At 65.4% G+C, this 26,323-nt stretch carries 22 protein-coding genes and 4 tRNA genes; 17 read left to right on the plus strand and 9 right to left on the minus strand.

What is annotated here, in order from left to right:
- The first annotated feature begins 5 nt into the window (after positions 1–5).
- The 3 genes from ABIC94_RS03790 to ABIC94_RS03800 are packed head-to-tail and all read left to right on the plus strand — an operon-like array spanning position 6 to position 2,519.
- Positions 6–1,073 carry a branched-chain amino acid ABC transporter permease gene (locus ABIC94_RS03790; protein ID WP_354371438.1) on the plus strand — a complete coding sequence of 356 codons (1,068 nt, stop codon included), beginning with the start codon at positions 6–8 and terminating at the stop codon, positions 1,071–1,073.
- Positions 1,070–1,960 (plus strand): alpha/beta fold hydrolase, encoded by an 891-nt coding sequence (locus ABIC94_RS03795; RefSeq protein WP_354371440.1) that lies wholly within the window; start codon positions 1,070–1,072, stop codon positions 1,958–1,960. The genes ABIC94_RS03790 and ABIC94_RS03795 overlap by 4 nt, the downstream gene beginning before the upstream one ends.
- 52 nt (positions 1,961–2,012) lie before the next feature.
- On the plus strand, positions 2,013–2,519 hold the full coding sequence (locus ABIC94_RS03800; protein WP_354371441.1) for a DUF1993 domain-containing protein: 507 nt from the start codon (positions 2,013–2,015) through the stop codon (positions 2,517–2,519).
- On the opposite strand, the gene hemH is transcribed toward ABIC94_RS03800, so the two are convergent.
- Entirely contained in the window at positions 2,516–3,565 is a 1,050-nt protein-coding gene (gene hemH / locus ABIC94_RS03805) for a ferrochelatase (RefSeq protein ID WP_354371442.1), read from the minus strand. The genes ABIC94_RS03800 and hemH overlap by 4 nt on opposite strands.
- Before the next feature lie 15 nt (positions 3,566–3,580).
- Here hemH and ABIC94_RS03810 point away from each other — a divergent pair, with 15 nt between their 5' ends.
- Positions 3,581–4,312: an HAD family hydrolase gene (locus tag ABIC94_RS03810; RefSeq protein ID WP_354371443.1), complete on the plus strand. Its 732-nt coding sequence runs from the start codon at positions 3,581–3,583 to the stop codon at positions 4,310–4,312.
- A 9-nt stretch (positions 4,313–4,321) separates the two neighbouring features.
- On the opposite strand, the gene ABIC94_RS03815 is transcribed toward ABIC94_RS03810, so the two are convergent.
- Genes ABIC94_RS03815 through hpnC form a run of 5 tightly spaced genes read right to left on the minus strand, consistent with a single transcriptional unit; the run spans position 4,322 to position 7,919 of the window.
- Positions 4,322–4,627 (minus strand): NIPSNAP family protein, encoded by a 306-nt coding sequence (locus ABIC94_RS03815; RefSeq protein WP_354371444.1) that lies wholly within the window; start codon positions 4,625–4,627, stop codon positions 4,322–4,324.
- A gap of 43 nt (positions 4,628–4,670) precedes the next feature.
- Positions 4,671–4,973: a hypothetical protein gene (locus tag ABIC94_RS03820; RefSeq protein ID WP_354371446.1), complete on the minus strand. Its 303-nt coding sequence runs from the start codon at positions 4,971–4,973 to the stop codon at positions 4,671–4,673.
- Entirely contained in the window at positions 4,970–6,229 is a 1,260-nt protein-coding gene (hpnE, locus tag ABIC94_RS03825) for a hydroxysqualene dehydroxylase HpnE (RefSeq protein ID WP_354371447.1), read from the minus strand. The genes ABIC94_RS03820 and hpnE overlap by 4 nt, the downstream gene beginning before the upstream one ends.
- Positions 6,226–7,065: a presqualene diphosphate synthase HpnD gene (gene hpnD / locus ABIC94_RS03830; protein ID WP_354371449.1), complete on the minus strand. Its 840-nt coding sequence runs from the start codon at positions 7,063–7,065 to the stop codon at positions 6,226–6,228. Before hpnD ends, hpnE begins: the two co-directional genes overlap by 4 nt.
- The gene (hpnC, locus tag ABIC94_RS03835; RefSeq protein WP_354372017.1) at positions 7,062–7,919 is read right to left on the minus strand and encodes a squalene synthase HpnC; all 858 of its coding nucleotides are present in this window, start codon (positions 7,917–7,919) and stop codon (positions 7,062–7,064) included. The genes hpnD and hpnC overlap by 4 nt, the downstream gene beginning before the upstream one ends.
- 205 nt (positions 7,920–8,124) lie before the next feature.
- On the opposite strand from hpnC, the gene ABIC94_RS03840 reads away from it, so the two are divergent.
- From ABIC94_RS03840 to ABIC94_RS03900, 13 genes are all read left to right on the plus strand, one after another.
- Positions 8,125–9,969: a potassium transporter Kup gene (locus ABIC94_RS03840; protein ID WP_354372019.1), complete on the plus strand. Its 1,845-nt coding sequence runs from the start codon at positions 8,125–8,127 to the stop codon at positions 9,967–9,969.
- A gap of 110 nt (positions 9,970–10,079) precedes the next feature.
- Complete coding sequence (locus ABIC94_RS03845; protein ID WP_354371450.1) at positions 10,080–11,273, plus strand: efflux RND transporter periplasmic adaptor subunit; 1,194 nt, start codon at positions 10,080–10,082, stop codon at positions 11,271–11,273.
- On the plus strand, positions 11,270–14,425 hold the full coding sequence (locus ABIC94_RS03850) for an efflux RND transporter permease subunit (protein ID WP_354371452.1): 3,156 nt from the start codon (positions 11,270–11,272) through the stop codon (positions 14,423–14,425). Before ABIC94_RS03845 ends, ABIC94_RS03850 begins: the two co-directional genes overlap by 4 nt.
- Positions 14,426–14,548: 123 nt before the next feature.
- Positions 14,549–14,635: transfer RNA gene (locus ABIC94_RS03855), tRNA-Leu, on the plus strand.
- 26 nt (positions 14,636–14,661) lie between these two features.
- Complete coding sequence (gene tig, locus ABIC94_RS03860; RefSeq protein WP_354371454.1) at positions 14,662–15,978, plus strand: trigger factor; 1,317 nt, start codon at positions 14,662–14,664, stop codon at positions 15,976–15,978.
- A 123-nt stretch (positions 15,979–16,101) separates the two neighbouring features.
- Positions 16,102–16,710, plus strand: coding sequence for an ATP-dependent Clp endopeptidase proteolytic subunit ClpP (clpP, locus tag ABIC94_RS03865; RefSeq protein WP_354371455.1), 609 nt, complete (start codon positions 16,102–16,104; stop codon positions 16,708–16,710).
- A gap of 114 nt (positions 16,711–16,824) precedes the next feature.
- Entirely contained in the window at positions 16,825–18,090 is a 1,266-nt protein-coding gene (gene clpX, locus ABIC94_RS03870) for an ATP-dependent Clp protease ATP-binding subunit ClpX (protein WP_354371456.1), read from the plus strand.
- 119 nt (positions 18,091–18,209) lie between these two features.
- Complete coding sequence (lon, locus tag ABIC94_RS03875; protein ID WP_354371457.1) at positions 18,210–20,648, plus strand: endopeptidase La; 2,439 nt, start codon at positions 18,210–18,212, stop codon at positions 20,646–20,648.
- Between the two features lie 54 nt (positions 20,649–20,702).
- A tRNA-Gly gene (locus ABIC94_RS03880) sits at positions 20,703–20,778 on the plus strand.
- A gap of 64 nt (positions 20,779–20,842) precedes the next feature.
- Positions 20,843–20,916, plus strand: a tRNA-Cys gene (locus ABIC94_RS03885).
- 101 nt (positions 20,917–21,017) lie between these two features.
- Positions 21,018–21,109: transfer RNA gene (locus tag ABIC94_RS03890), tRNA-Leu, on the plus strand.
- Positions 21,110–21,131: 22 nt separating this feature from the next.
- A complete protein-coding gene (locus ABIC94_RS03895; RefSeq protein WP_354371458.1) occupies positions 21,132–21,764 on the plus strand; it encodes a DUF6806 family protein in 633 nt (210 codons plus the stop codon).
- Between the two features lie 40 nt (positions 21,765–21,804).
- Positions 21,805–23,106: an MFS transporter gene (locus ABIC94_RS03900; RefSeq protein ID WP_354372020.1), complete on the plus strand. Its 1,302-nt coding sequence runs from the start codon at positions 21,805–21,807 to the stop codon at positions 23,104–23,106.
- 11 nt (positions 23,107–23,117) lie between these two features.
- Here the strand turns inward: ABIC94_RS03900 and ABIC94_RS03905 are convergent, their stop codons facing one another.
- The 3 genes from ABIC94_RS03905 to ABIC94_RS03915 are packed head-to-tail and all read right to left on the minus strand — an operon-like array spanning position 23,118 to position 26,280.
- Positions 23,118–23,903 carry a hypothetical protein gene (locus tag ABIC94_RS03905; protein WP_354371459.1) on the minus strand — a complete coding sequence of 262 codons (786 nt, stop codon included), beginning with the start codon at positions 23,901–23,903 and terminating at the stop codon, positions 23,118–23,120.
- Positions 23,904–23,914: 11 nt separating this feature from the next.
- The gene (murI, locus tag ABIC94_RS03910) at positions 23,915–24,730 is read right to left on the minus strand and encodes a glutamate racemase (protein ID WP_354371460.1); all 816 of its coding nucleotides are present in this window, start codon (positions 24,728–24,730) and stop codon (positions 23,915–23,917) included.
- Positions 24,727–26,280 carry a fumarate hydratase gene (locus ABIC94_RS03915; RefSeq protein ID WP_354371461.1) on the minus strand — a complete coding sequence of 518 codons (1,554 nt, stop codon included), beginning with the start codon at positions 26,278–26,280 and terminating at the stop codon, positions 24,727–24,729. The genes murI and ABIC94_RS03915 overlap by 4 nt, the downstream gene beginning before the upstream one ends.
- Between the last annotated feature and the right edge of the window lie 43 nt (positions 26,281–26,323).

Here is a 26,323-nt window from a genome sequence, read left to right on the forward strand (position 1 = left end):
ACGACATGTTCCTGAAACGACTTCTCTCCAACGACATGCCCCGAAGCCGCCTGCTGGCGCTGCTGCTGGTGGCGCTGTTCATCGCGCTGGCTTTCGCGCCGTTCATCTTCCCGGGCGTGAAGGCGCTCAGCGTCGCGGCCAAGATCCTGGTGTTCGTGGTGCTGGTCGCGAGCTTCGACCTGCTGCTGGGCTACACCGGCATCGTGAGCTTTGCGCACACCATGTTCTTCGGCATCGGCGCCTATGGCATCGCCATCTCGGCGTCGCGGCTCGGGCCCAGCTGGGGCGCGGTGCTGCTGGGGCTCGCGGCATCGCTGGCGATATCGCTGGCGCTCTCGTTCGCCATCGGTCTGTTCTCGCTCAGGGTGCGCGCGATCTTCTTCGCGATGATCACGCTGGCCGTGGCCTCGGCCTTCCAGACGCTGGCGTCGCAACTGTCGGATTTCACCGGCGGCGAAGACGGCCTGACCTTCAAGCTGCCTGAGCTGATTTCGCCGAGCTTCGAATTCTCCGAAGAGCCGTTCCTGGGCGTCTCGCTCGACGGCCGGCTGCTGTGCTACTACCTGCTCTTCGTGGCCGCGGTGGTGCTGGTGCTGGCATTGCTGCGCATCGTGAATTCGCCGTTCGGCCGCGTGCTGCAGGCCATCCGCGAAAACGAGTTCCGCGCCGAAGCCATCGGCTACCGCGTGGTGGTGTACCGCACCACGGCGGCGGTGCTGTCGGCACTCTTCGCGACGCTGGCCGGCGCGATGCTCGCGATCTGGCTGCGCTACAACGGGCCCGATACGTCGCTGAGCTTCGAGATCATGATCGACGTGCTGCTGATCGTGGTGATCGGCGGCATGGGCACCATGTACGGCGCGGCCATCGGCGCGGTGCTGTTCGTGCTGGCGCAAAGCTACCTGCAAGACCTGCTGCGTGTCGGCAGCGAGGCGGCGAGCGGAATGCCGTGGCTTGCCGCGCTGCTGTCGCCCGACCGCTGGCTGTTGTGGCTGGGCGTGCTGTTCGTGCTCTCGGTGTACTACTTTCCGACCGGCATCGTCGGCAAGCTGCGGGCGAGGGCTGCGCGATGAGCAACAACGATCTTCCCGTTCCGGCGTCCCGCTACGCCCAACTCGCGGGCCGCGAAGTTCACTGGCTCGACTGGGGCGCGCCCGATGCGCCCGTGGTCATTGCCTGGCACGGCTTGGCGCGCACCTGCCGCGACATGGACGAGCTGGCGCAGCACTTTGCCGCACGCGGCTTTCGCGTGATCTGCCCCGACACCATCGGCCGCGGCCTCAGCCAGTGGAGCCCGGTGCCCGACGAGGAATACCAGCTTTCGTTCTATGCCCGCATCGCCAGTGCGCTGTGCGACGAGTTGCGGCTGGGCCGCGTGCATTGGGTCGGCACCTCGATGGGCGGCGCCATTGGAACGGTGTGCGCTTCGGGCCTGTTCGAGCCGCGCATGAAGGCGCGCATCGCGAGCCTGGTGCTCAACGACAACGCGCCGCAGCTGGCGCAGTCGGCCATCGAGCGCATCCGCTCCTATGCCGGCGAGCCGCCCGCATTCGACACCGTGGCCGAGCTCGAGCTTTTCTTCCGCACCGTCTACAAGCCCTACGGCTGGCTCAGCGATGCACAGTGGCGCCGGCTCACCGAGAGCTCCACGCGCCGCCTGCCCGACGGCCGCGTGACGCCGCACTACGACCCGGCCATGGTCCGGCAGTTCAGCGCGCACGACAACGACTACCTGATCTGGCCGCACTACGACGTCATCGAGGTGCCGGTGCTGTGCTTGCGCGGCGCCGAATCGGACCTGGTGCTGCCCGAGGTCACGCAACAGATGCAGCAGAGGGGGCCGGGCGTTTCAGGGCTGCTGAAGGTGGTCGAAATTCAGGGGTGCGGCCACGCGCCCGCGCTCAACGTGCCGGAACAACTGGGGCTCATTGAAGGGTTTATTCGGGCCGCCGGCCGCTAGTGGCGAGTCGGCGAGACAATCGCCGCCGTTTCCAACCACAAGGATTTATGCCATGGCGCTTTCGATGTACGACCTGTCCGTGCCGGTCTTCTCCCGCGGACTCGGCCAGCTCACCCATCTGCTCGAGAAGAGCCTGGCGCACGCCAAGGCCAACGACATCGATCCCGGGGTGCTCGTGGATGCGAGGCTCGCGCCGGACATGCTCACGCTGGCCGGCCAGATCCAGCGCGCAAGCGATGCCTCGAAGCTCGGGGTGGCCCGCATTGCCGGCATCACGGCGCCGAGCTTTCCCGACGAGGAAAAGACGTACGACGAATTGCTGGCCCGCATCGTGAAGACGCAGGATTTCCTCGCAAGCGTGGATCGTGCGCTGATCGACGGCCAGGAAGAGCGCCCCGTGACCATCAAGGCACGCGAAGGCGAGGAGCGTTTCACCGCGCAGCGCTACCTGCTGCAGTTCGCGCTGCCCAACTTCTTCTTCCACGTGACCACGGCCTACGGCGTGCTGCGCCACAAGGGCATGCCGATCGGCAAGATGGACTATCTGGGCAGGTTCTAAGCACGAGCCTTCCAGGTGCCGGCCGGCCGCAGGGTCGGCCAGCCCGCGAGATTGCGTTCGGCAATACCCGCCAGTGCGGTGATCCATGCCGGACTGTCGTTGAGGCAGGGGATGTAGCTGAAGGCCTCGCCGCCGGCATGCATGAAGGCCTCGCGGCCCTCCATGGCAATTTCTTCCAGCGTTTCGAGGCAGTCGGCCGGAAAACCCGGGCACACCACATCGACCCGCTTGACGCCGCTCGCGCCGAGTTCGCGCAGTGTGGGTTCGGTGTAGGGCTCGAGCCATTTGGCCCGACCGAAGCGCGACTGGAACGTCACGCGATGTTGGGCGGCAGAAAGGCCGAGCCGTGCCGCAAGCAGGCGCGCGGTTTCGAGGCACTGCGCCTGGTATGGATCGCCCAGCGCGATGTTGCGCGCCGGAATGCCATGGAAGCTCATCAGCAGCACCTCGCCGCGGCCTTCTTTCTTCCAGTGCTGCTCGATACCCAGCGCAAGCGCCTCGATGTAGGCCGGGTCGTCGTGGTACTGGTTGACGAAACGGAACTCCGGAATGCGCCGCTGGCGGCGGCTCCAATCGTTCACCGCATCGATCACGCTGGCCGTGGTGGTGGCCGAATACTGCGGGTAGGCCTGCAGCACCAGCACGCGCGCCGCGCCTTCGGCTTGCAATGCATCGAGACGCGAGGCGATCGATGGGCTGGCATAGCGCATCGCATCGCGCACCGTCACGCGGTGGCCGCGTTCGCCGAGCCAGCCGCCGAGCAACGTGGCCTGCTTTTGCGTCCACACCTTGAGCGGCGAGCCCTCGGGCATCCAGATGCTCGCGTACTTGGCGGCCGACTTGGCGGGCCGAACGCGCAGGATGATGCCGTGCAGGATCAACGCCCAGATCACCCTGGGAATTTCGACCACGCGCGGGTCACCGAGAAACTCCGCAAGATAGGGCCGAACGGCGGCTGCGGTGGGGGTGTCGGGCGAGCCCAGGTTGCACCAGAGTACGGCGGTGCGTCCGCCGATGGAACTGTCGTGCGTGTTGTCTTGAGGCATGCGATATTCTGGGGCATGACTTCCGCTTCCACGGCGCCGGCAGGCGCCGCGCCACTCGACATCAAGCGCATCTCGGCCATCTCGCTCGACCTGGACGACACCCTGTGGCCGATCTGGCCGACCATCGTGCGCGCCGAGACCGTGCTGCAGCAGTGGCTGCTGCGCGAGGCACCCAAGACCGCGTCGCTGCTGCTGACCCCGGGCGTCCTGCGCGAGTTGCGCGAAGCCACCGCCAAGGAGCGTTCGGACCTGGCGCACGACCTGAGCGCGCTGCGCCGCGAATCGATTCGCACGGCACTGAAGCGCGTGGGCGAAGACCCTGCGTTGGCCGACCCCGCCTTCGATGCCTTCTTTGCAGAACGCCAGCGCGTGACGCTGTACGAAGACGCGCTGCCCGCGCTCAAGTGGCTGAGCGAACGCTATCCGCTGGTGGCGGTGTCGAACGGCAATGCGGACATTCACCTGACCGGTGTGAGCCGCTGGTTTCGCACCGCGTTCAACGCACGCGCATTCGGCAGCGGCAAGCCGCATGCGCCCATCTTCCGCGCCGCGGCCGCTTCGGTCGGCCTGCTGCCGAAAGACGTGCTGCACGTGGGCGACGACGCGGAACTGGACGTGGTCGGCGCACTCAACGCCGGCATGCAGGCGGCCTGGCTGGTGCGTGACGAGCGCCCCTGGGTTCACGGCGCGCGGCCGCAGCTGATCGTGCCGAACCTGCACGCCTTGTGCGTGGCACTCGGCGCCTGAACTCAGTCGCTACGAGAACACCGGCCGGAAGAAGCTGCGCTCGTAGCTCACGATGCACCGGGTGTCTTCGGCGTACTTGAACGCGGCCTGGCATTCGGCGTCTTGCATCGAATCGGCCCGGTACTGCTCGTACGCCGCCAGGCTCGGAAAGCTGAACATCGCCAGCGCCACATTGTTCGTGCCTTCCGACGGCAGGAAGTAGCCATGGTGCTGCCCGCCGAACTTCTCGACCAGCGGGATCCACAGCTTGCCGTAGTGCTCGAATTCCTTGAGCTTGTAGGGGTCGACGATGTAGCGGAGATAGCAGGTGACCATGGTTCTTTTTCCGTGAACGAGTGGGGGTCGGCGATCGGGTTTTTCAGTCCAGCTTGAATTGCTCGCGCAGCGCCGCGCAGAAATCGGCCGTGCCGCTGAGCGAGAAGGTCACGGTGTCGAGGTCCGGTGCTTCGCGGGTCTGCTGCAGGTCGAAATCCCACATCGCCCCGTTTTCCAGGGCGCCCTGCATATCAGGGAAAGTGGCGTTCGCCCAGGCCAGCACCTCTGCGACTTCGGCAAGCACCTCGCACGTTTTCGCGGGCGCAGTCGTGGCCATCGCGTCGAAGGTGCCGTGGCCTTCGGTGTCTTCGCTGTAGTCGAAATCCAGGTAGCGCAGTTCGGTCATGGTGTTGTCAATGCCTTGGCGGCGGCCAGTCCGCTCCGGACCGCGCCTTCGAGTGTGGCGGGGTAGGGGCCTTCGATGTAGTCGCCGCAGGCCTGCAGGCCGGGCGCAATGGCTGCGGGCGGCCGCGCCAGCCCGGGCAGGCAGGCGAAGGTGGCGCGCTTCTCGACGACAGTCTGCACGATCTGCAGCGCGGTCTGGCCCAGTTGGATTGCGGCCTGTGCCATCACCTGCTGTTCCAGCGCATCGCGCGAAGTTTCGTTCGCGCTGACGACCATGGCAAGCACGCCTTCAGGTCCGCCGAGCTGGCCGCGATCGAACACGAATTGCGCCGGTGCGGTGGTGGGATGGCTGCGCAGCGCCAGCATCGGTTCCGCAAGCGGCAAGGCGCCGCGCACATAGACCGTGGCAATGGCTTCGAAGCGCAGCGCTTCGGTGATCTCGCACCAGCGGGCCGCCGGCAGACCCGAGGCGCGCACGAGCCGCGCGGCATCCCATGGCGCACAGGCGAGCACGACACGGTCGAAGCGCTCGCCGTCGACCCGCCACGCCGCGCCTTCGGGCGATATGGCGTGCACGCGCGTGCCGATGCGTAGCGTTGCGCAGTGCCGCTCCAGCCATGCCATGGCTGCATCGGGAAAGAGCGCACCCAGATCCACGCGCGGCAGCAACAGGTCGGCGCCGCCGCTGCCGCTGAAGAGCGCGTCGTGCAGCACCCGCAGAAACACCTCTCCGCTCGATTGGTCGACCGGTGTGTTGAGCGCCGAGACGCACAGCGGTTCGATCAGTTCCTCCATCACGCGCGGCGTGAGGCCTTTGCTGAGCGTGGCAACGGTGGTGCCGGCGGCGCAGCGGAATCCGGCGAGGCGCCATCCGATGGCGGTGCGCAGCAGCGTGGACTTGTCCCGCCACGTCCAGCCGCGCGCCGTGAAGATGCCGGCCAGCAGATCGAGCGGCGCCGGCAGCCGCGGCAGCTTCAGGCCGCCGCCATCGGCAAAGCGCAGCGAGAGCGGCAGCCGGAGCAGGGCCCGGTCGACATCGACACCCACCTCGCGCATCAGCTGCAAGGTGGCGGTGTAGGCGCCAATCAGGATGTGCTGCCCGTTGTCCAGCGTCAGCCCATGCATGTGGTCGACCCGGCGCGCCCGCCCGCCGGGCATGTGCGCCGCCTCGAGCAGTGTCACGGCATGGCCGAGGCGGGTGGCTTCGACGGCACAGGCAAACCCGGCCCAGCCGGCACCGATGACGGCCGTTTTCAAATGCGCCCCAGCGCCTGAACCTTCCACGCCAGCCAGAACTTGCGCACCGGTGTCAGGCTCACGCGCTGGTTCAGCACCTGGAAGTTGTCGCGCTCGATTTCGCGCAGCAACGTGCGGTAGATGCTGGCCATCATGAGGCCGGGCTTCTGGGTGCGACGGTCCGCGGCGGGCAGGAGGGCCAAGGCTTCGTCGTAGGCAGCATGGGCGCGCTCGGCCTGGAACTTCATCAGCGCGATGAAGCGCTCCGAATGCACGCGGTTGAGAATTTCATGCGCCTTCACGTCGAACTTCTGCAGCTCGTTCACGGGCAGGTAGATGCGCCCGCGCAGCGCGTCTTCTCCCACGTCGCGAATGATGTTGGTGAGCTGCAGCGCCAGGCCGAGCTTGTGCGCATAGGCGGTGGTCTGCGGATCGGTCTGGCCGAAGATGCGGGCCGCGACTTCGCCGACCACGCCGGCCACCAGGTGGCAGTAGCGCGCGAGGCCCGGAAAGTCGAGATACCGGGTCTGGTCGAGGTCCATCTGGCAGCCGTCGATCACCTCGTTGAGCAGCCTGGGCTCGATGCCGTACGCGCCGGCATGCGGCACCAGCGCCTGCATCACGGGGTGGCGCGGCGGGCCTGCGAACGATTGCGCCACCTCGGTGCGCCACCAGGCGAGCTTGGTGGCGGCCACGCCGGGGTCGCTGACCTCGTCGACCACGTCGTCGATCTCGCGGCAGAAGGCATAGAACGCCGTGATGGCGGCACGGCGCGGCTTGGGCAGGAACAGGAAGGCGTAATAGAAGCTGCTGCCCGAGGCGGCGGCCTTGTCTTGTACGTATTGCTCGGGAGTCATCGGGGGAGCGCTTTCATGGGCGGCAATTGTCTCCGCATCCGCAGGGCTCGCCAGAGCAGCAAGGGCGCATCGGTCTTGCCGATCTTGGGGCGCTGCGAAAAGGTGTCGAAGCCCAGGTCTTCGATCTTGTCGAGAATGCGCAGGCCGCCTTGCACGACGAAGCGCAACTCCCAGCCCGCGCGGCCGGGCAGGCGATGGACCAGGGGCGCGCCTTCGGTCATGAGCTCCCGGGCCCAAGCGCTTTCGACGGCGATCAGGTTGATGGCTTCCTGCGGAGGCGGCGAGTCGGCCAGGGGGGCGAAGACCTTGAAGCTCTCGCGCGTCAGGCCGCGCCGGGCGCAATCGGTGAGCGGAAAGTAAAAGCGGCCGCGCGGCAGGTCCACGCTCGGGTCCTGCCAGAAATTGATGAGTTGCAGCGCGCTGCAGATGGCATCGCTCTGCGCCAGCGCCTGCGCATCGTTCACGCCGTAGAGGTGCAGCAGCAGGCGGCCGACCGGATTGGCCGAGCGGCGGCAATAGTCGAGCAGTTCGGCGCGATCGGCGTAGGTTCCGCCGTCGCGGGTCTTCTCGATGTCTTGTATGAAAGCGCTCAGCAGGTCGGCCAGCAAGTCTTCGGGCAAGGCGAACTGCGCGATGCTGTGGGCGAGCGGGCCGAACACCTGCGGCCAGCGCGAGGAGGGCGGCACGCTTTGGCTTGCGGCGGCGCGGAGCTCTTCGCGGTAGGCGCACAGGTCGGCCAGCCGTTGGTCGGGCGAGGCGTCGCCTTCGTCCGCGATGTCGTCGGCGGTCCGGGCGAAGTGGTAAATGGCGGCAATTGGCGGGCGCAGGTGCGGCGGGCACAGCCAGGAAGCCACGGGGAAATTTTCGTAGTGCGCCGGCGGCGCGGCAATGTGAGATGGTGCGGACACGCGGCGATTGTCCGCGACGACCGAGGCGGCGGACTATGCTCGTGGCGTCGCCATCACCCAAGTACCTGCTTTCATGAACGCATCGGCACCGGTTCCCTCTGCCCCGACACCAGCGCCCGGCGAGGCGCCTCATCCGGCAGGGCCGGGCCTGATGATTGCCGCGCTGGGCGTGGTGTTCGGCGACATCGGCACTTCGCCGCTCTATGCCTTCAAGGAAACGCTGAATCCCGAGCATGGCGTGGCGTTCACGCCCGATGCGGTGCTGGGCCTGCTCTCGCTCATCTTCTGGGGCCTGATGTTCGTGGTCACGCTCAAGTACGTGGTGTTCGTGCTGCGCGCCGACCACGACGGCGAGGGCGGCATCCTCGCGCTGCAGGCCCTTGCACGCAGCGCGACGGCGGGTCCCCGCGCCCGGCCGTGGGTGTGGAACGCGATCGGAGTGCTCGGCCTGGTGGGAGCGGCCATGTTCTATGGCGACACCCTGATCACACCGGCCATCTCGGTGCTGTCGGCGGTCGAGGGGCTGGAGGTGCAGGCACCGGTTCTGCAGCGAGTGGTGATTCCGATCACCATCGTCATCTTGGTCGGGCTCTTTGCGGTGCAGCGCAAAGGGACCGGCGTGGTGGGCAAGGTGTTTGGCCCCGTCATGCTGCTGTGGTTCCTGGTGCTGGCGCTCGCGGGTGGTTGGCAGGTGCTGCAGCACCCGCAGGTGCTGGCGGCGCTTCACCCGGGGCGGGCGGTCGGCTTTCTGGTCGAGCATCGGGTCCAGTCGCTGGCGGTTCTGGGTGCGGTATTTCTTGCCTTCACCGGTGGCGAGGCACTGTATGCAGACATGGGGCATTTCGGCGCCAGGCCGATCCGGCTGGCGTGGCTTTTCATCGCGCTGCCGGGGCTGGTGCTGAACTATTTCGGCCAGGGCGCGCTGGTGCTGGCAAACCCGGCGGCCGTCGACAACCCGTTCTTCCGGCTCTTTCCTTCCTGGGGCGTCTTGCCGATGGTGGTGCTTGCCGCCATGGCAACCGTGATTGCCTCCCAGGCCGTGATCTCCGGCGCCTTTTCCCTCACGGCCCATGCCATGCGCATGGGTTACCTGCCGCGCATGCGCGTGGTGCAGACCTCGGGCTCGGCCATCGGCCAGATCTACGTGCCCGCCGTCAACTGGTTGCTCATGGTGGGGGTGCTGCTGCTGGTGCTGGGCTTTCGCAGTTCGGGGGCGCTGTCGGCGGCCTACGGCATTGCGGTGTCGATCACGATGGTGACCACCACGTTGCTGGCGGGCGTCGTGGCCTGGGGCCTCTGGCGCTGGAATCGGATAGCGGTGGTGCTCGGGGTGGTGGCCTTTGCAGTGGTCGACCTGACTTTCGTGATTGCCAACAGCCTCAAGGTGGCGGAGGGCGGCTGGCTCACGCTGGCCGTGGCGGCCGGGGTGATGGTGCTTTTCACGACCTGGGCGAAGGGGCGCCGGCTGGGGCTGGAGGCCGCCGCGGCCGAAAGCCTGCCGCTCAAGGCCTTTTTCGAATCGCTGGCGCTGCACATGCCGCACCGCGTGAGTGGCACGGCGGTATTCCTGAATGCCGATGCGACCTCGGTGCCGCATGCCTTGCTTCACAACCTCAAGCACAACCAGGTGCTGCACGAGCAGGTGATCGTGCTGCGGGTGTTGGCCTGCGACACGCCTCGCGTGGAGGCACGCATGCGCATCGAGGCTGAATCCCTGATGGAAGGCATCTGGGTGGTCACGGTGCGCCATGGGTTCATGGAGCGACCTGACGTGCCCGAATTCATCCGGATCCTGGCCTACCAGAAGGCACTGGCCATCGATTCGATGAAGACCTCGTATTTCGTCTCGCGCGCTTCGGTCGGTGAAGGAAACCTTCCGGGCATGAACCCGGTGCGGCGTGCGCTCTTCGGCTGGCTGCAGCGCAACGCAGGCCGTGCGTCCGACTATTTCGAGATTCCGGGCAACCGGCTGGTGGAAATGGGGCAGAGAACGTAGACCGAAGCTGGCTCGACTGTCACGCCGTGATTGACAGTGCCTGAGGTTTACCCTAGATTACTAACCGGTGGGTCAGTAATTGACCCGGTTCGACCTTTCTAGGGTGTCTCATGACCGCCTCTTCCGGCTTTTCTCCTCTTGCCCGCGGTGCCGCCTGGCTACTGCTTCCCGCCTTGTTCCTGGCCGGCTGTTCGCAGTCGAAGCCAGCCGAGGAACCTGTGCGCGCCGTCAAGCTCGTGACCGTGGGCACCAGCGATTTCGACGCCCAGCCCGAGTTCTCGGCCGAGGTTCGGGCCCGTGTCGAATCGCGCCTCGGGTTCCGCGTGGCGGGCAAGATCACCAAGCGCCAGGCCGAACTCGGCCAGCATGTGCAGGCCGGGCAGGTGCTGGCCCAGCTCGATCCGCAGGATTACCGGCTGGCCGCCGAGGCGGCGCGTGCCCAACTCGCCGCGGCGCAGACCAACCGCGATCTCGCGGCGGCCGATCTCAAGCGCTATACCGAATTGCGCACGCAGAACTTCATCAGCGGCGCCGAACTCGAGCGCCGTGAATCCACCTGGAAAGCCGCGCAGGCACAGCTCGAACAGGCGCAAGCCCAGCTTTCGTCGCAAGGCAACCAGGCCAGCTACACCACACTGGTCGCGGACGTGGCCGGAATCATCACTGCCATCGAGGCCGAGCCGGGGCAGGTGGTGCAGGCAGGCACGCCCGTCGTGCGCATTGCGCAGGATGGCGCACGCGACGTGGTGTTTGCGGTGCCCGAAGACCGGGCCGCGCTGATCAAGCCGGGCTCGCCGGTGACGGTGCGCGGCTGGTCGGGCGGCAACGAACTGCAGGGGCAGGTGCGCGAAGTGGCGGCCAGCGCCGACGCGGTCACGCGCACCTACGCGGTCAAGGTCGCCATCGACGCGGCCACCTCGCCGGCGCTGGGTGCCACCGTCTATGCGCGCCCGCAGGCATTGGCGCGCGCGGGTGGCGCGGTCATGAAGCTGCCGACGAGCGCGCTGCGCCAGGAAGGCAAGGGCACGTCGGTCTGGGTGCTGGACAAGGCCACCATGACGGTGCGTTCGCAGCCGGTGCAAGTGGCCACGGCCGACGGCAATGAGGCCGTCATCGGCGCCGGGCTCACGCCCGGCATGATGGTCGTCGCCGCGGGCGTGCATGTGCTCTCGCCGGGACAGAAGGTCACCATCTACCAGTCGAAGGAGGCTGCAGCCGCAGCCGCCAATGCGAAGGAATCGGCGCCGCCCGTCGCGGCCGTGGCGGCCACGAAGAAGGAGATCGCTGCAGGTGCTTCCAAATGACGGAAGGCGCAGCAACCACCGACAAGCCCGCAGGCTTCAACCTCTCCAAATGGGCGCTGGACCACGCGCCCCTCACGCGCTACCTGATGGTGGTGCTGATGGTGCTGGGAGCCTTTGCCTATTTTCAGCTCGGCCAGGACGAAGACCCGCCGTTCACCTTCCGTGCCATGGTGGTGCGCACCTACTGGCCCGGCGCCACTGCGCAGCAGGTGGCCGAGCAGGTCACCGACAAGCTCGAGCGCACGCTGCAGGAAGCACCGTACGCCGACAAGATCCGCAGCTACTCGAAGCCCGGCGAGTCGCAGATCATTTTCCAGATCAAGGATTCGTCCAAGGCCGCCGACGTTGCCAACGTCTGGTACACGGTGCGCAAGAAGATCGGCGACATGCGCAACACGCTGCCGCCCGGCGTGCAGGGCCCGTTCTTCAATGACGATTTCGGCGATGTCTATGGTGTGATCTACGCCCTGGAGAGCGAAGGCTTCAGCTATGCCGAGCTCAAGACCCTGGCCGACGATGTGCGCCAGCAATTGCTGCGCGTGAAGGATGTTGCCAAGGTCGACCAGTTCGGCGTGCAGGACGAAAAGGTCTATGTCGAGATCTCGCAGAAGCGCGTTGCGCAGCTGGGGCTCGACTTCAACGCGGTGCTCGCCCAGCTCGGTTCGCAAAACGCGGTGGAAAGCGCGGGCACGATCCAGTCGCCGCTCGACGTGGTGCAGGTGCGCGTGGGCGGGCAGTTCACGAACGTGGAGCAGCTGCGCGAAATGCCCATCCGCGGCAGTTCGGGCAACCAGCTGAAGCTCGGCGACATCGCCGAAATTCGCCGCGGCTACGTCGACCCGCCGGCCGTGAAGGTGCATCACCAGGGCAAGGAAGTCATTGCCCTGGGCGTCTCCATGACCAAGGGCGGCGACATCATTGCGCTGGGCGAGGCATTGCGCGCCACCACCAGGCAAATCGACCAGCGCCTGCCGGCCGGCGTGAAACTGGCGCAGGTGCAGGACCAGCCGGTGTCGGTGGCCAGTTCGGTCAATGAATTCGTCGGCGTGCTGATCGAGGCGGTGGCCATCGTGCTGGCCGTGAGCATCATCGCGCTCGGCCTGCACAAGGGTGGGCGCTTCGGCTGGTACATCGACATGCGCCCGGGGCTGGTGGTAGCTATCACCATTCCGCTGGTGCTGGCCGTGACTTTCCTGGCCATGAACTACTTCGGCATCGGGCTGCACAAGATATCGCTGGGCTCGCTGATCATTGCGCTCGGCCTGCTGGTGGACGACGCCATCATCGCGGTCGAGATGATGGTGCGGAAGATGGAAGAGGGCTACGACAAGGTGCGCGCCGCCACCTTCGCCTACGACGTGACGGCCAAGCCGATGCTGACCGGCACGCTTATTACTGCCGCGGGCTTCTTGCCGATTGGCATCGCCAAGTCGGTGACGGGTGAGTACACCTTCGCGATCTTTGCGGTAACGGTGATCGCGCTGGTGCTGTCGTGGATCGTGTCGGTCTACTTTGTGCCTTACCTCGGCACGCTGCTGCTCAAGGTGAAGCCGCACGACCCCGATGCGCCGCCGCACGAACTGTTCGACACCCGGTTCTACAACAGCTTCCGGCGCACGGTGAACTGGTGCGTGGAGCACCGCTGGCTGACCATCGGCGCCACCGTGCTGATCTTTGCGCTCGGCATCTTCGGCATGGGCAAGGTGCAGCAGCAGTTCTTCCCGGATTCGAGCCGCCCCGAAATCATGGTGGACATCTGGTTCCCCGAAGGCACCTCGTTCCCCGCGAACGAAGAGGTCGCCAAACGCGTCGAGCAGCGCATCATGAAGGAAGAGGGCGTGAAGACGGTCAGCACCTGGATCGGTTCCGGCGTGCCGCGCTTCTACCTGCCGCTGGACCAGGTCTTTCCGCAGACCAACGTGTCGCAGCTCATCGTGCTGGCCAAGGACCTGAAGGTGCGGGAAAGCTTGCGCATCAAGCTGCCCGCGCTGCTGGCGCAGGAGTTTCCGGAAGTGCGCGGCCGTGTGAAGTTGCTGCCCAACGGGCCGCCGGTGCCGTACCCGGTGCAGTTCCGCGTGATCGGTACCGACCCGGCGCAACTGCGCACGCATGCCGACGAGGTCAAGGCCGTGCTGCGCGAGAACGCCAACATGCGCGGCGTGAACGACAACTGGAACGAATCGGTCAAGGTGATCCGCCTCGAGGTCGACCAGGCCAAGGCACGCGCACTCGGCGTCACCAGCCAGGCGATCGCCCAGGCTTCCAAGACGATGTTCTCCGGCACCACGGTGGGCCAGTACCGCGAAAACGACCTGCTGATCGACATCGTGCTGCGCCAGTCGGCCGACGAGCGCGAGGCCATCTCGGACATCGGCAATGCCTATTTGCCGACGGCCTCGGGGCGCTCGATTCCGCTCACGCAGATAGCCCGGCCGGTGTTCAGCTGGGAGCCGGGCGTGATGTGGCGCGAGAACCGCGACTACGCCATCACGGTGCAGGGCGACGTGGTCGAAGGGCTGCAAGGCGCCACGGTCACCGAGCAGTTGCTCCCGCAACTGCGCAAGCTCGAAGCCGGCTGGCATGCGGCCGGCGAGGGTGGCTACCGCATCGAGGTGGCGGGCGCGGTCGAGGAAAGCAGCAAGGGCTCGGCTTCCATCGTCGCGGGCGTGCCGATCATGCTGTTCCTGGTGTTCACGCTGCTGATGCTCCAGCTGCACAGCTTCAGCCGCTCGCTGCTGGTGTTCATTACCGGCCCCATGGGCATTGCCGGGGTCGCCGGTGCGCTGCTGCTGCTGAACCGGCCCTTCGGCTTCGTGGCGCTCCTGGGCGTGATCGCGCTGATGGGCATGATTCAGCGCAACGCGGTGATCCTGATCGACCAGATCGAGAGCGACCGGGCCGCGGGCGTGCCGGCGTGGGACGCCATCGTCGAATCGGCCGTCCGGCGCCTGCGCCCGATCGTGCTGACTGCGGCGGCGGCCGTGCTGGCGATGATCCCGCTCTCCCGCAGCGTGTTCTGGGGCCCGATGGCCGTGGCCATCATGGGTGGGCTGATCGTGGCCACGGTATTGACCCTGCTGGCGCTGCCGGCAATGTATGCCGCTGCATTCCGCATCAAGCGGGAGCCAAAAGAGGGTCTGATTAGCGTTTAAAATACGCGGTTGACCGATTTCAGGCGGACGGTCTTTGGGCGGCGGAGTATTCGATATCAACGGTATCGGATGCCCGCGGCACCAGGGCCGTCCGCTTTTGCATTCACCTGAAAAATGGCAATAGCGCGGGTGGCGAAATTGGTAGACGCACCAGGTTTAGGTCCTGACGTTCGCAAGAACGTGCCGGTTCGAGTCCGGCCCCGCGCACCAGCCACACCCCTCACAAGGAAGACACCATGACCGTGACCGTTGAAACTCTCGAGAAGCTCGAACGCAAGATCACGCTGACCCTGCCGGTCGGCACCATCCAGTCTGAAGTCGATTCGCGCCTCAAGAAGCTCGCGCGCACCGTCAAGATGGACGGCTTCCGTCCCGGCAAGGTGCCGATGAACGTCGTGGCCCAGCGCTATGGCTACTCGGTGCACTACGAGGTCATGAACGACAAGGTCGGCGAAGCCTTCTCGCAAGCCGCCAACGAAGCCAAGCTGCGCGTGGCCGGCCAGCCCCGCATCACCGAGAAGGAAGAGTCGCCCGAAGGGCAGCTGGCCTTCGATGCGGTGTTCGAGGTGTTCCCCGAAGTCAAGATCAAGGACCTGGCGGGCGCCGAAGTCGAGAAGCTCTCGGCCGAAGTGGGTGACGACGCCATCGACAAGACGCTCGACATCCTGCGCAAGCAGCGCCGCACCTTCGCGCAGCGCGCGCAAGACGCCGTCGCACAAGACAACGACCGCGTGACGGTCGACTTCGAAGGCAAGATCGACGGCGAGCCCTTCCAGGGCGGCAAGGCCGAAGACTTCCAGTTCATCGTCGGCGAAGGCCAGATGCTGAAGGAATTCGAAGACGCCGTGCGCGGCATGAAGTCCGGCGACAGCCGCACCTTCCCGCTGTCGTTCCCGGCTGATTACCACGGCAAGGACGTGGCCGGCAAGCAAGCCGACTTCATGGTCACCGTGAAGAAGATCGAAGCCTCGCACCTGCCTGAAGTCAACGAACAGCTCGCCAAGTCGCTCGGCATTGCCGAAGCCACGGTCGAGGGCCTGCGCGCCGACATCAAGAAGAACCTCGAGCGCGAAGTGAAGTTCCGCCTGCTGGCCCGCAACAAGAACGCCGTGATGGACGCCCTGGTGGCCAACGCCGAGCTCGACCTGCCGAACGCCAGCGTGCAGTCCGAAGTGAGCCGCATGATCGAAGGCGCCCGCGCCGAGCTCAAGCAGCGTGGCATCAAGGACGCCGACAAGGCACCGATTCCCGAAGAAGTGTTCCGCCCGCAAGCCGAGCGCCGCGTGCGCCTGGGCCTGGTGGTGGCCGAACTGGTGCGTGCCAACAGCCTGCAGGCCAAGCCCGAGCAGATCAAGGCCCACATCGACGAGCTGGCCGCCAGCTACGAAAAGCCGACCGATGTGGTGCGCTGGTATTTCAGCGACAACAACCGCCTGGCCGAGGTCGAGGCGGTCGTCATCGAGAACAACGTGACCGAATTCGTGCTCGCCAAGGCCAAGGTCAACGAAAAGTCGGTGTCGTTCGACGAGTTGATGGCGCAGCAGCAAGGCTGAGCGCCGGGCCTGCCCGCCGCCCGCAACGCCAATGGGGCTTGTGCTTTACGGCACGAGCCCCATTTCACTCAGGCGTACAGTTAAATTCGAACAGCGAACGAACCCTTTCCGGAGAGCAAATCAATGAGCGCACAGGATATTAAAGGCCTCGGCATGATCCCGATGGTCATCGAGCAGTCGGGTCGCGGCGAGCGGTCTTACGACATCTATTCGCGTCTCCTCAAGGAACGCATCATTTTCCTGGTGGGCGAAGTGAACGACCAGACCGCCAACCTCGTGGTGGCGCAGTTGCTGTTCCTCGAGAGCGAGAACCCGGACAAGGACATTTCGTTCTACATCAATTCCCCGGGCGGCAGCGTGAGCGCCGGCATGGCCATTTACGACACCATGCAGTTCATCAAGCCCGACGTTTCCACCATGTGCATCGGCTTCGCGGCCAGCATGGGCGCCTTTTTGCTGGCGGCCGGCGAAAAGGGCAAGCGCTTCTCGCTCCCCAATTCGAAGATCATGATTCACCAGGTGCTCGGCGGCGCGCGCGGCCAGGCCACGGACATCGAAATCCACGCCCGCGACATCCTGCGCACCAAGGACCAGATGAACCGCATCCTGGCCGAGCGCACGGGCCAACCGCTGGAAAAAGTCAAGTCGGACACCGAACGCGACTATTTCCTGACCGCTGACGAAGCCAAGGACTACGGGCTGGTCGATCAGGTCATTGCCAAGCGCAGTTAAGCCCCGCCGCGGCGCTGCTGGCGTCGCCAAAAGGCAAAAAGCGGCGTTTTCCACGAGGGAAACGCCGTTTTTGTTTAGTTATCATTGTCCTACCCCGTAACGAGGCACCTGTCCATGGCCGAAAAAAAAGGCTCTTCCAGCGAAAAAACGCTTTATTGCTCGTTCTGCGGCAAGAGCCAGCATGAGGTCAAGAAGCTGATCGCGGGCCCTTCGGTCTTCATTTGCGACGAGTGCATCGACCTTTGCAACGAAATCATCCGCGACGAGCTCCCGGCCGGTGAAGAAGCGCGCGAGTCGCGCAACGACCTGCCCACGCCGCTGGAGATCAAGACCAACCTCGACAACTACGTGATCGGCCAGGAGCCGGCCAAGCGCATGCTGTCGGTGGCGGTCTACAACCACTACAAGCGCCTGCGCCACAAGGAAAAGGCCAAGGGCGACGACGTCGAACTCAGCAAGAGCAACATCTTGCTGATCGGGCCCACGGGCTCGGGCAAGACGCTGCTCGCCCAAACCCTGGCGCGCATGCTCGACGTGCCTTTCGTCATGGCCGACGCCACCACGCTGACCGAAGCGGGCTACGTGGGCGAAGACGTCGAAAACATCATCCAGAAGCTGCTGCAGAGCTGCAACTACGAAGTCGAGCGCGCCCAGCGCGGCATCGTCTACATCGACGAAATCGACAAGATCTCGCGCAAGTCGGACAACCCCTCCATCACGCGCGACGTTTCGGGCGAGGGCGTTCAGCAGGCGCTTCTGAAGCTCATCGAAGGCACCATGGCCAGCGTGCCGCCGCAGGGCGGGCGCAAGCACCCGAACCAGGACTTCCTGCAGATCGACACGACCAACATCCTGTTCATCTGCGGCGGGGCCTTTGCCGGCCTCGAGAAGGTCATCGAAAACCGCACAGAGGCCTCGGGCATCGGCTTCGGCGCTTCGGTCAAGAGCAAGGCGCAGCGCAGCATCACCGAGGTGTTCCGCGAAGTCGAGCCCGAAGACCTGATCAAGTTCGGCCTGATTCCCGAGCTCGTGGGCCGCATGCCCGTGGTGGCTTCGCTGGCCGAACTCAGCGAAGACGCGCTGGTGCAGATCCTGACCGAGCCCAAGAACGCGGTGGTCAAGCAGTTCACCAAGCTGCTGCAAATGGAAGGCGTCGACCTCGAGATCCGTCCCGCGGCGCTCAAGGCCATTGCCCGCAAGGCGCTGGCCCGCAAGACCGGGGCACGGGGCTTGCGTTCGATCCTCGAACAGTCGCTCATCGACACCATGTTCGAGCTGCCGAATGCCACCAACGTCGACAAGGTTGTGGTCGAAGAATCCACAATCGACGAAAACAAGCCGCCGCTGCTCGTGTACCGCGAAGCGGCCAAGAAGGCCTGAGTGAACGCGGCGCCGGCTCTTTCCACCAAGGCTTCCGGCGCCTTCGACAAAGACTGGGTGCGCGGGCTTGAAATGCCCGAACACCCATCCATCTTTGCCTGATCAATCAAAGGATATTCATGTCCGGTCATACCCCCCTGCCTGCCGACGCGATCGACCTGCCGCTGCTGCCGCTGCGCGATGTCGTCGTGTTCCCCCACATGGTGATTCCGCTGTTCGTGGGTCGCCCCAAGAGCATCAAGGCGCTCGAGCTGGCCATGGAAGCAGAGCGCCGCATCATGCTGGTGGCGCAGAAAGCCGCCGCCAAGGACGAGCCCTCGGTCGAGGACATGTTCGAGGTGGGCTGCGTTTCCACCATTTTGCAGATGCTCAAGCTGCCTGACGGCACCGTGAAGGTGCTGGTCGAGGGCCAGCAGCGCGCCCGCGTGAACCGCATCGACGACGGCGAAACCCACTTCACGGCCAACGTGACGCCCGTCGAGGCGGCCGAAGGCGGGGAGAAGGGCACCGAGGTCGAGGCGCTGCGCCGCGCGGTGATGCAGCAGTTCGACCAGTACGTCAAACTGAACAAGAAGATCCCGCCCGAGATCCTCACCTCGATCTCGAGCATCGACGATCCGGGCCGCCTGGCCGACACCATTGCAGCGCACCTGCCGCTCAAGCTCGACAACAAGCAGGCCGTGCTCGACCTGGACGACGTCAAGTCGCGGCTCGAGAACCTGTTCGGCCAGCTCGAGCGTGAAGTCGACATTCTCAATGTCGACAAGAAGATCCGTGGCCGCGTGAAGCGCCAGATGGAAAAGAACCAGCGCGACTTCTATCTCAACGAGCAGGTCAAGGCGATCCAGAAGGAGCTCGGCGAAGGCGAAGAGGGCGCGGACATCGAGGAGATCGAGAAAAAGATCAAGCTCGCCAAGATGCCCAAGGAAGCCCTCAAGAAGGCCGAGGGCGAGCTCAAGAAGCTCAAGCTGATGTCGCCCATGTCGGCCGAGGCCACCGTGGTGCGCAACTACATCGACGTGCTGGTGGGCCTGCCCTGGAGCAAGAAGACCAAGATCAAGCACGACCTGGCCAATGCCGAGGCGGTGCTCAATGCCGACCACTACGGCCTCGAGAAGGTCAAGGACCGCATCCTTGAATATCTCGCGGTGCAGCAGCGCGTCGACAAGGTCAAGGCGCCCATCCTGTGCCTCGTGGGCCCGCCGGGTGTGGGCAAGACCTCGCTCGGGCAGTCGATCGCCAAGGCGACCGGCCGCAAGTACACCCGCATGGCGCTCGGCGGCATGCGCGACGAAGCCGAGATCCGCGGCCACCGCCGTACCTACATCGGCGCGCTGCCGGGCAAGGTGCTGCAGGGGCTGAACAAGATCGGCACGCGCAATCCGCTGTTCCTGCTCGACGAAATCGACAAGCTGGGTACCGACTTCCGCGGCGATCCTTCGAGCGCGCTGCTCGAGGTGCTCGACCCGGAGCAGAACCACACATTCGGCGACCACTACGTCGAGGTCGACTTCGACCTCTCCGACGTGATGTTCGTCGCCACCTCGAACTCGATGAACATCCCGCCGGCACTGCTCGACCGGATGGAGGTCATTCGCCTCTCGGGCTATACCGAGGACGAGAAGACGCACATCGCGCTCAAGTACCTGTTGCCGAAGCAGCTGAAGAACAACGGCGTCAAGGAAGACGAGTTGCTGGTCACCGAAGAAGCGGTGCGCGACATCGTGCGCTACTACACGCGTGAAGCCGGCGTGCGTTCGCTGGAGCGCGAGCTCTCCAAGATCTGCCGCAAGGTGGTGAAGGGTTTGCTGCTCAAGAAAATGACGCCGAAGGTCACGGTCGACGGCAGCAATCTCAACGACTTCCTCGGCGTGCGCAAGTACAGCTTCGGCCTGGCCGAGAAGCAGAACCAGGTCGGCCAGGTGGTTGGCTTGGCGTGGACTGAAGTCGGCGGCGACCTGCTCACCATCGAAGCCGTCACCATGCCCGGCAAGGGCGTGATCAGCCGCACGGGTTCGCTCGGCGACGTGATGAAGGAATCGGTCGAGGCCGCGCGCACCGTAGTGCGCAGCCGCTCGCGCCGCCTGGGCATCAAGGACGAGGTGTTCGAGAAGCGCGACATCCACATCCACGTGCCTGACGGCGCAACGCCCAAGGACGGCCCGAGCGCGGGTGCCGCGATGACGACGGCCTTCGTGTCGGCGCTCACGGGCATTCCCGTGCGCGCCGACGTCGCAATGACCGGCGAGATCACGCTGCGAGGCGAGGTCACGGCCATCGGCGGGCTGAAGGAAAAGTTGCTGGCGGCATTGCGCGGCGGCATCAAGACCGTGCTCATTCCCGAAGAGAACGCGAAAGACCTGCAGGACATTCCCGAGAACGTGAAGAACGGCCTCGAGATCGTGCCGGTGAAGTGGATCGACAAGGTCCTGGAGATCGCGCTCGAGAAAATGCCGGAACCGCTGTCCGACGAGGAAGTTGCGGCCTCCGCCGCTGCGGTGGCCGAGTTGGCCAAGCAGCGCGAAGCGCGGCCTTCCGAGGGCTCCGTCAAACATTGATCGGCAAAACTTGCCGGGCCCCGAAAAAGTGTTCTATAATTCGAGGCTCGAAACGCGGGAATAGCTCAGTTGGTAGAGCGCAACCTTGCCAAGGTTGAGGTCGAGAGTTCGAGACTCTTTTCCCGCTCCAGTTTTTGAAAAAGGGAAGCAATGCTTCCCTTTTTTTCGCGAGTTCGATTTCGTTTTAGCAGCGTGGCGCGATAGCAAAGCGGTTATGCAACGGATTGCAAATCCGTCTAGCCCGGTTCGACTCCGGGTCGCGCCTCCACCTCTCTGATCAGTCCGATCCACCCTCCATCGAAAATAGCCCCGCCAACCTGCGTTGCCGGGGCTCGTTTTGTTTGGGTTATCGTCGATGTTCAACCCGAGGCCCGGATGGTGAAATTGGTAGACACATCGGACTTAAAATCCGCCGCTTCCTTAATCGGGGCATACGGGTTCGACCCCCGTTCCGGGCACCACATTTAGACAAGGGAGCACACAATGCCTCGTTACAACGCTCCATTTGAAATTCATGTGCACGGCGACGTGCCGCTGCGGTCCGACGTCAACTTCGACCAGATCCAGGAAGCGCTCAAACCGCTCTGGGTCTACGCGGGTGCCAAATCGCTGGCCGACGGCGCCACGAGCACCTACGAGGAAGAGCCCGGCATCCGTTTCGAGCAGAAGGACCACATGCTCCAGATGTGCTGGACGGTGCCGGGCGACGAAGACTTCCGCCAGGCGCTCGACGAGATGTGCATGGCGCTCAACGAGCTGTCGGAGCGCGGCGCGGCCATCGAGGTCACGTTCTACGACACCGACTTCGACGAGGAAGAGGGCGACCCCGACGAAGAATCCCGCGACGATTTCCTGATGCTGTTCGTCGGCCCCAATCCGGCCGCGATCATGCAGGTGCAGCGCGATTTGCTCGTGGAAGACGTCGTCAACCTGATGGAGCGCCATTTCGACGGCGCCGAGCTGGGCGGCGTGGTTTCCGAAATCGACCGCCTGTTCAGCGACCGCTTCGATGCGCTCGTGAACTCGCTCGAAATCGGCAAGCGCCCGCGCGGCACCGGCGGCAGTGGCAGCGGCGGCGGGCATGGCGGCGGCCGCCGTCCGCGCCACCTGCACTGACGCAGTTCGCGGAACGTCCGGCGCCCTGATCGACTGCCGCATGGCGCTGTTCCCGTCCTCCGCCCTGAACCCCGGCGTGCGCAAGCGCGAGGTGTTCGGCTGGGCGATGTACGACTTTGCGAATTCGGGCTACACCACGGTGGTCATCACGGCCGTGTTTGCCGCGTACTTCGTGGGCGGCATCGCCAAGGGGGCGCCTTGGGCGGCCTTCGCATGGACGGCGGCACTCAGCATCTCCTACGCCATCGTCATGCTTTCGATGCCCGCCATCGGTGCCTGGGCCGACCGGCGCGCAGCCAAGAAGCGCGTGCTCGCCGTTGCGACGCTGGGCTGTGTAGTCGCGACCGCCGCGCTCGCGCTCACACCAGGGTTCTCGGGCGCCGAGGGTGTCGCCTTGGCCATGGCGCTGGTGATTGTCTCGAACACTTTTTATTCGTACGGCGAGTCATTGACCGGCGCCTTCCTGCCCGAGCTCGCGACAGCCGAGGGAATGGGCAAGGTCAGCGGTTGGGGCTGGGGTTTCGGCTATATCGGCGGCATGCTCGCACTCGGCCTGTGCCTGGCCTATGTGCTGTCGGCCCAGGCGAAAGGGCTGCCGGCGTCGCACTTCGTTCCGGTCACGATGCTGATCACGGCGGCCATCTATGGCGCAGCAGCCTGCGTCACTTTTGTATTGCTGCCCGAGCGCGCGCTGCCCCAAGCTGCCAGCAAGGCGATGGGCACATGGCAGCAGCTGCGCGCAACCTTCCGGCAGGCTCGCGCGCACCGCGATTTCATGCAGCTGTTGATCTGCACCGTCTTCTACCAGGGCGGCGTGGCGGTTGCCATCACGCTCGCGGCCATCTATGCCGAACAGGTCATCGGCTTCGTTGCGAGCGAGACCATGGTGCTGATCTTCGTGCTCAACCTGGCGGCCGCGCTCGGTGCCTTCGGCTTCGGCTACGTGCAAGACCGCATCGGCCACAAGATCTCGCTGGCCGCCACGCTGGTGGCGTGGATTGCCGTTTGCGTGATTGCCGCCATGGCGACCACCAAGGGCGCCTTCTGGTGGGCCGCGGCCATTGCGGGTCTGGCCATGGGTTCGAGCCAGTCGGCCGGCCGTGCGATGACCGGCTACCTGGCGCCCCCGCAGCAACTTGCCGAATTCTTCGGGCTATGGACGTTTGCCACGCGGCTGGCGAGCATCATCGGCCCGCTGATGTTCGGTGCCATCACGTGGGCCGCGGGCGGCAACCAGCGCATTGCCATTCTTTCGACGGCGGCGCTGTTCGTGGCGGGATTGCTGCTGTTGCTGCCCATCGATATGGCGCGTGGGCGGGCCGCCGCTCTGCGCAGCCGGTAGAACCCCGCGGCTCAGGGCATCTGCTGTTGCTGCAGTGACTTCGGCACCCGGTAGCGCTCTCCGTCGTAGCGCAGCGTCACGTTGCTGAACCGCGCGGGCAGGGCCTTCTCAGTGCAGCCCTGGTCTTCCTGCATTTGCGCGTGGCTCCGGACCAGCGTGCGTGAGAGCTGCAGATCGGCGTAGCCGTTGCTTGCCGACTTGCCCACCGAAAGCATGGTGCGCAGTTTCTCGAAGCGGCCGGTGCAGGTGCTGTCCCATTCGCCGCTGTCGTGGTCCAGCTCGACCTCCTGCAGCACTTGGCGCAGCTTGCTGCCGTGGTGCACGTAAAGGCGAACGGTTTCGCTCGCGGCGGAGCTGCCCGGCGCCGTGCTCCTGTAGCGTACGCGCAGCCCGAAGGCACGCGTGTCGGAAGACAGCACATAGCGCGAGGTGTCGATGCGAATGTCCTGGATGGCGGTCGCGCTGTCTTCGTCGAGCGCCTCGGGCTGGAAGATGCGGCCGATGACCGTGTCCCGCTCGGTGTTGCCGTTGTCGGGCCGCTGAATGAGCAATAGTTCGAGGTCGAACACCTTGGCGCCCGTGCTGCTGGTCTCGCGCGGCACGGGCAGCACCACGATGCTGCGCCCCGGAAAGGCGGGCCAAGGCTTGCATGCCGCCAAGCGCTCATCGAGCGAGCGGTTCGGATAGAGCTTGGCATGCATGCGCTCGGCAAGGCCGCTCTCGCAGGCTGCATGGCTCAGGCCCGCCGCCGAGAGGCAGAAGAACAGGAGCAGGGCGTGGCGCAAAAGGAGAGGCATGCCGAACGGCTTCAAGCGGCGGTTGCGGCAGGCGCCGCCGCACCTTGTTGTTGTCGAGGCTGTTGCAGCCAGTGCGCGGCCGCAGCCTCGAGCACGGCCAGGTCGCCGCTGCCTTGCAGGACCAGCCCTCCCTCGCCGCCGTCCGCGAGGCGGCCGAGCGAAGCCAGCACGCGCCGGGTCTGCTGCGCGACCGGAGCGCCGGTGTCGATGAAGCGCAGTGCGGGCGGTGCATGGCGCTGAAGCTCGCTCTTCACAAGCGGGTAGTGCGTGCAGCCGAGCACCACGGTGTCGACTTCGCCGGAGGCATGGCCAAAAGGCCCGGCCTCGGTCATGTACCGTTCGCACAGTACGGCAATGGCCTCAGTGTCGAAGCCTTCGATGGCCTTCACGAGCCCGTCGCAGGGCACAGCGCGAACGGTCGCGGAGCCCGCAAACGAATCGCGCAGGGCGGCGTACTTGGCACTGGCCAGCGTTCCGCGCGTGGCCATCACCGAGATGTGGCCCGTGCGGCTGGTTGCCACGGCCGGCTTGAGCGCGGGCTCCAGCCCCACGATGGGCAGCGCCGGGTGTTCGGCGCGCAGAAGGTGGATGGCCGCCGTCGTGGCCGTGTTGCAGGCCACGACCAATGCCTTGATCCCATGCTCGGCGATCAATTGTTCGGTCACCTTGCGCGAGCGCTCGATCACGTAGGCATCGCCGCGCTCGCCGTACGGCGCGAACGCCGTGTCGGCGAAATACACGAAGCGTTCGTGCGGCAGCTCGGCGCGCAGCGCGGCCAGCACGCTGAGCCCGCCGACACCGCTGTCGAAGACGCCAACCAGGTTCAAGCTTCTTCCATCATGATGGTCTTGAACTCGCCGCTGGCGATGCGCTTTTGCCACTCGGCCGGGCCGGTGATGTGCGCGCTGGTGCCGCCCGCGTCGACCGCCACCGTCACCGGCATGTCGACCACGTCGAATTCGTAGATGGCTTCCATACCCAGGTCCTCGAAGCCCACCACCTTGGCGGTCTTGATGGCCTTGCTCACAAGGTAGGCGGCGCCGCCCACGGCCATGAGGTAGGCGCTCTTGTGCTTCTTGATGGCCTCGATGGCGACCGGGCCACGCTCGGCCTTGCCGATCATCGCGATCAGGCCGGTCTGGGCCAGCATCATCTCGGTGAAGCCGTCCATGCGCGTGGCGGTGGTCGGGCCGGCGGGGCCCACGGCCTCGTCGCCGACCGGGTCGACCGGGCCGACGTAGTAGATGACGCGGTTGGTGAAGTCCACCGGCAGCTTCTCGCCCTTGGCCAGCATGTCCTGGATGCGCTTGTGCGCGGCGTCGCGGCCGGTGAGCATCTTGCCGTTGAGCAGCAGCGTGTCGCCCGGCTTCCAGCTCGCCACTTCGGCGGGCGTGAGCTTGTCGAGGTCCACGCGCTTGCTCTTCTTTTCGTCGGGCGCCCAGTTCACGTCGGGCCAGAGGTCGAGCGAGGGCGGGTCGAGATAGACCGCGCCGCTGCCGTCCATCACGAAGTGCGCATGGCGGGTGGCCGCGCAGTTGGGAATCATCGCCACGGGCTTGCTGGCCGCGTGCGTCGGGTACATCTTGATCTTGATGTCGAGCACGGTGGCCAGGCCGCCCAGGCCCTGCGCGCCGATGCCCAGGGCGTTGACCTTCTCGTACAGCTCGATGCGCAGCGCCTCGACCTTGCTGAGTTCGGCGCCCGAGGCCTTCTTGGCCTGCAACTCGTGCATGTCGAGGTCGTCCATCAGGCTTTCCTTGGCCATCAGCGCGGCCTTCTCGGCGGTGCCGCCGATGCCGATGCCCAGCATGCCCGGCGGGCACCAGCCGGCGCCCATGGTCGGCACCGTCTTGAGCACCCAGTCGACCACGCTGTCGCCGGGGTTTAGCATCACGAGCTTGCTCTTGTTCTCGCTGCCGCCGCCCTTGGCCGCGACGGTCACTTCGACGGTGTTGCCCGGAACGATTTCGGTGAAGATCACCGCGGGCGTATTGTCCTTGGTGTTCTTGCGGTCGAACTGCGGGTCGGCCACGACCGAGGCGCGCAGCGTGTTGTCGGGGTGGTTGTAGCCGCGGCGCACGCCTTCGTTGATGGCGTCGTCCAGCGAGCCGGTAAAGCCGCCCCAGCGCACGTCCATGCCTACCTTGAGGAACACGTTGACGATGCCGGTGTCCTGGCAGATCGGGCGGTGGCCCGTGGCGCTCATCTTGCTGTTGGTGAGGATCTGCGCAATGGCGTCCTTGGCGGCGGGACTCTGCTCGCGCTCGTAGGCACGGGCCAGGTGGGCAATGTAGTCGGCGGGGTGGTAGTAGCTGATGTACTGCAGCGCGGCGCTGATCGATTCGATCAGGTCGGCCTGCTGGATCGTGGTCGTCATGGTGGGGGGTGTTTTCTGGAGTGTGGAAACGCCCCCCGATTAT

Origin of the sequence: Variovorax paradoxus (genome assembly GCF_040544635.1) — a bacterium.
GTDB lineage: Bacteria > Pseudomonadota > Gammaproteobacteria > Burkholderiales > Burkholderiaceae_C > Variovorax > Variovorax paradoxus_R.

Bases quoted from the DNA above. Each gene is read 5' to 3' on its own strand.
- ABIC94_RS03795 (WP_354371440.1), top strand. From the start codon at position 1,070: ATGAGCAACAACGATCTTCCCGTTCCGGCGTCCCGCTACGCCCAACTC.
- hemH (WP_354371442.1), bottom strand. From the start codon at position 3,565: ATGCCTCAAGACAACACGCACGACAGTTCCATCGGCGGACGCACCGCC.
- ABIC94_RS03915 (WP_354371461.1), bottom strand. From the start codon at position 26,280: ATGACGACCACGATCCAGCAGGCCGACCTGATCGAATCGATCAGCGCC.
- ABIC94_RS03800 (WP_354371441.1), top strand. From the start codon at position 2,013: ATGGCGCTTTCGATGTACGACCTGTCCGTGCCGGTCTTCTCCCGCGGA.
- ABIC94_RS03790 (WP_354371438.1), top strand. From the start codon at position 6: ATGTTCCTGAAACGACTTCTCTCCAACGACATGCCCCGAAGCCGCCTG.
- ABIC94_RS03840 (WP_354372019.1), top strand. From the start codon at position 8,125: ATGATTGCCGCGCTGGGCGTGGTGTTCGGCGACATCGGCACTTCGCCG.
- clpP (WP_354371455.1), top strand. From the start codon at position 16,102: ATGAGCGCACAGGATATTAAAGGCCTCGGCATGATCCCGATGGTCATC.
- ABIC94_RS03905 (WP_354371459.1), bottom strand. From the start codon at position 23,903: ATGCCTCTCCTTTTGCGCCACGCCCTGCTCCTGTTCTTCTGCCTCTCG.
- ABIC94_RS03850 (WP_354371452.1), top strand. From the start codon at position 11,270: ATGACGGAAGGCGCAGCAACCACCGACAAGCCCGCAGGCTTCAACCTC.
- lon (WP_354371457.1), top strand. From the start codon at position 18,210: ATGTCCGGTCATACCCCCCTGCCTGCCGACGCGATCGACCTGCCGCTG.
- ABIC94_RS03895 (WP_354371458.1), top strand. From the start codon at position 21,132: ATGCCTCGTTACAACGCTCCATTTGAAATTCATGTGCACGGCGACGTG.
- clpX (WP_354371456.1), top strand. From the start codon at position 16,825: ATGGCCGAAAAAAAAGGCTCTTCCAGCGAAAAAACGCTTTATTGCTCG.
- hpnD (WP_354371449.1), bottom strand. From the start codon at position 7,065: ATGACTCCCGAGCAATACGTACAAGACAAGGCCGCCGCCTCGGGCAGC.
- ABIC94_RS03820 (WP_354371446.1), bottom strand. From the start codon at position 4,973: ATGACCGAACTGCGCTACCTGGATTTCGACTACAGCGAAGACACCGAA.
- ABIC94_RS03900 (WP_354372020.1), top strand. From the start codon at position 21,805: ATGGCGCTGTTCCCGTCCTCCGCCCTGAACCCCGGCGTGCGCAAGCGC.
- tig (WP_354371454.1), top strand. From the start codon at position 14,662: ATGACCGTGACCGTTGAAACTCTCGAGAAGCTCGAACGCAAGATCACG.
- ABIC94_RS03815 (WP_354371444.1), bottom strand. From the start codon at position 4,627: ATGGTCACCTGCTATCTCCGCTACATCGTCGACCCCTACAAGCTCAAG.
- ABIC94_RS03845 (WP_354371450.1), top strand. From the start codon at position 10,080: ATGACCGCCTCTTCCGGCTTTTCTCCTCTTGCCCGCGGTGCCGCCTGG.
- ABIC94_RS03810 (WP_354371443.1), top strand. From the start codon at position 3,581: ATGACTTCCGCTTCCACGGCGCCGGCAGGCGCCGCGCCACTCGACATC.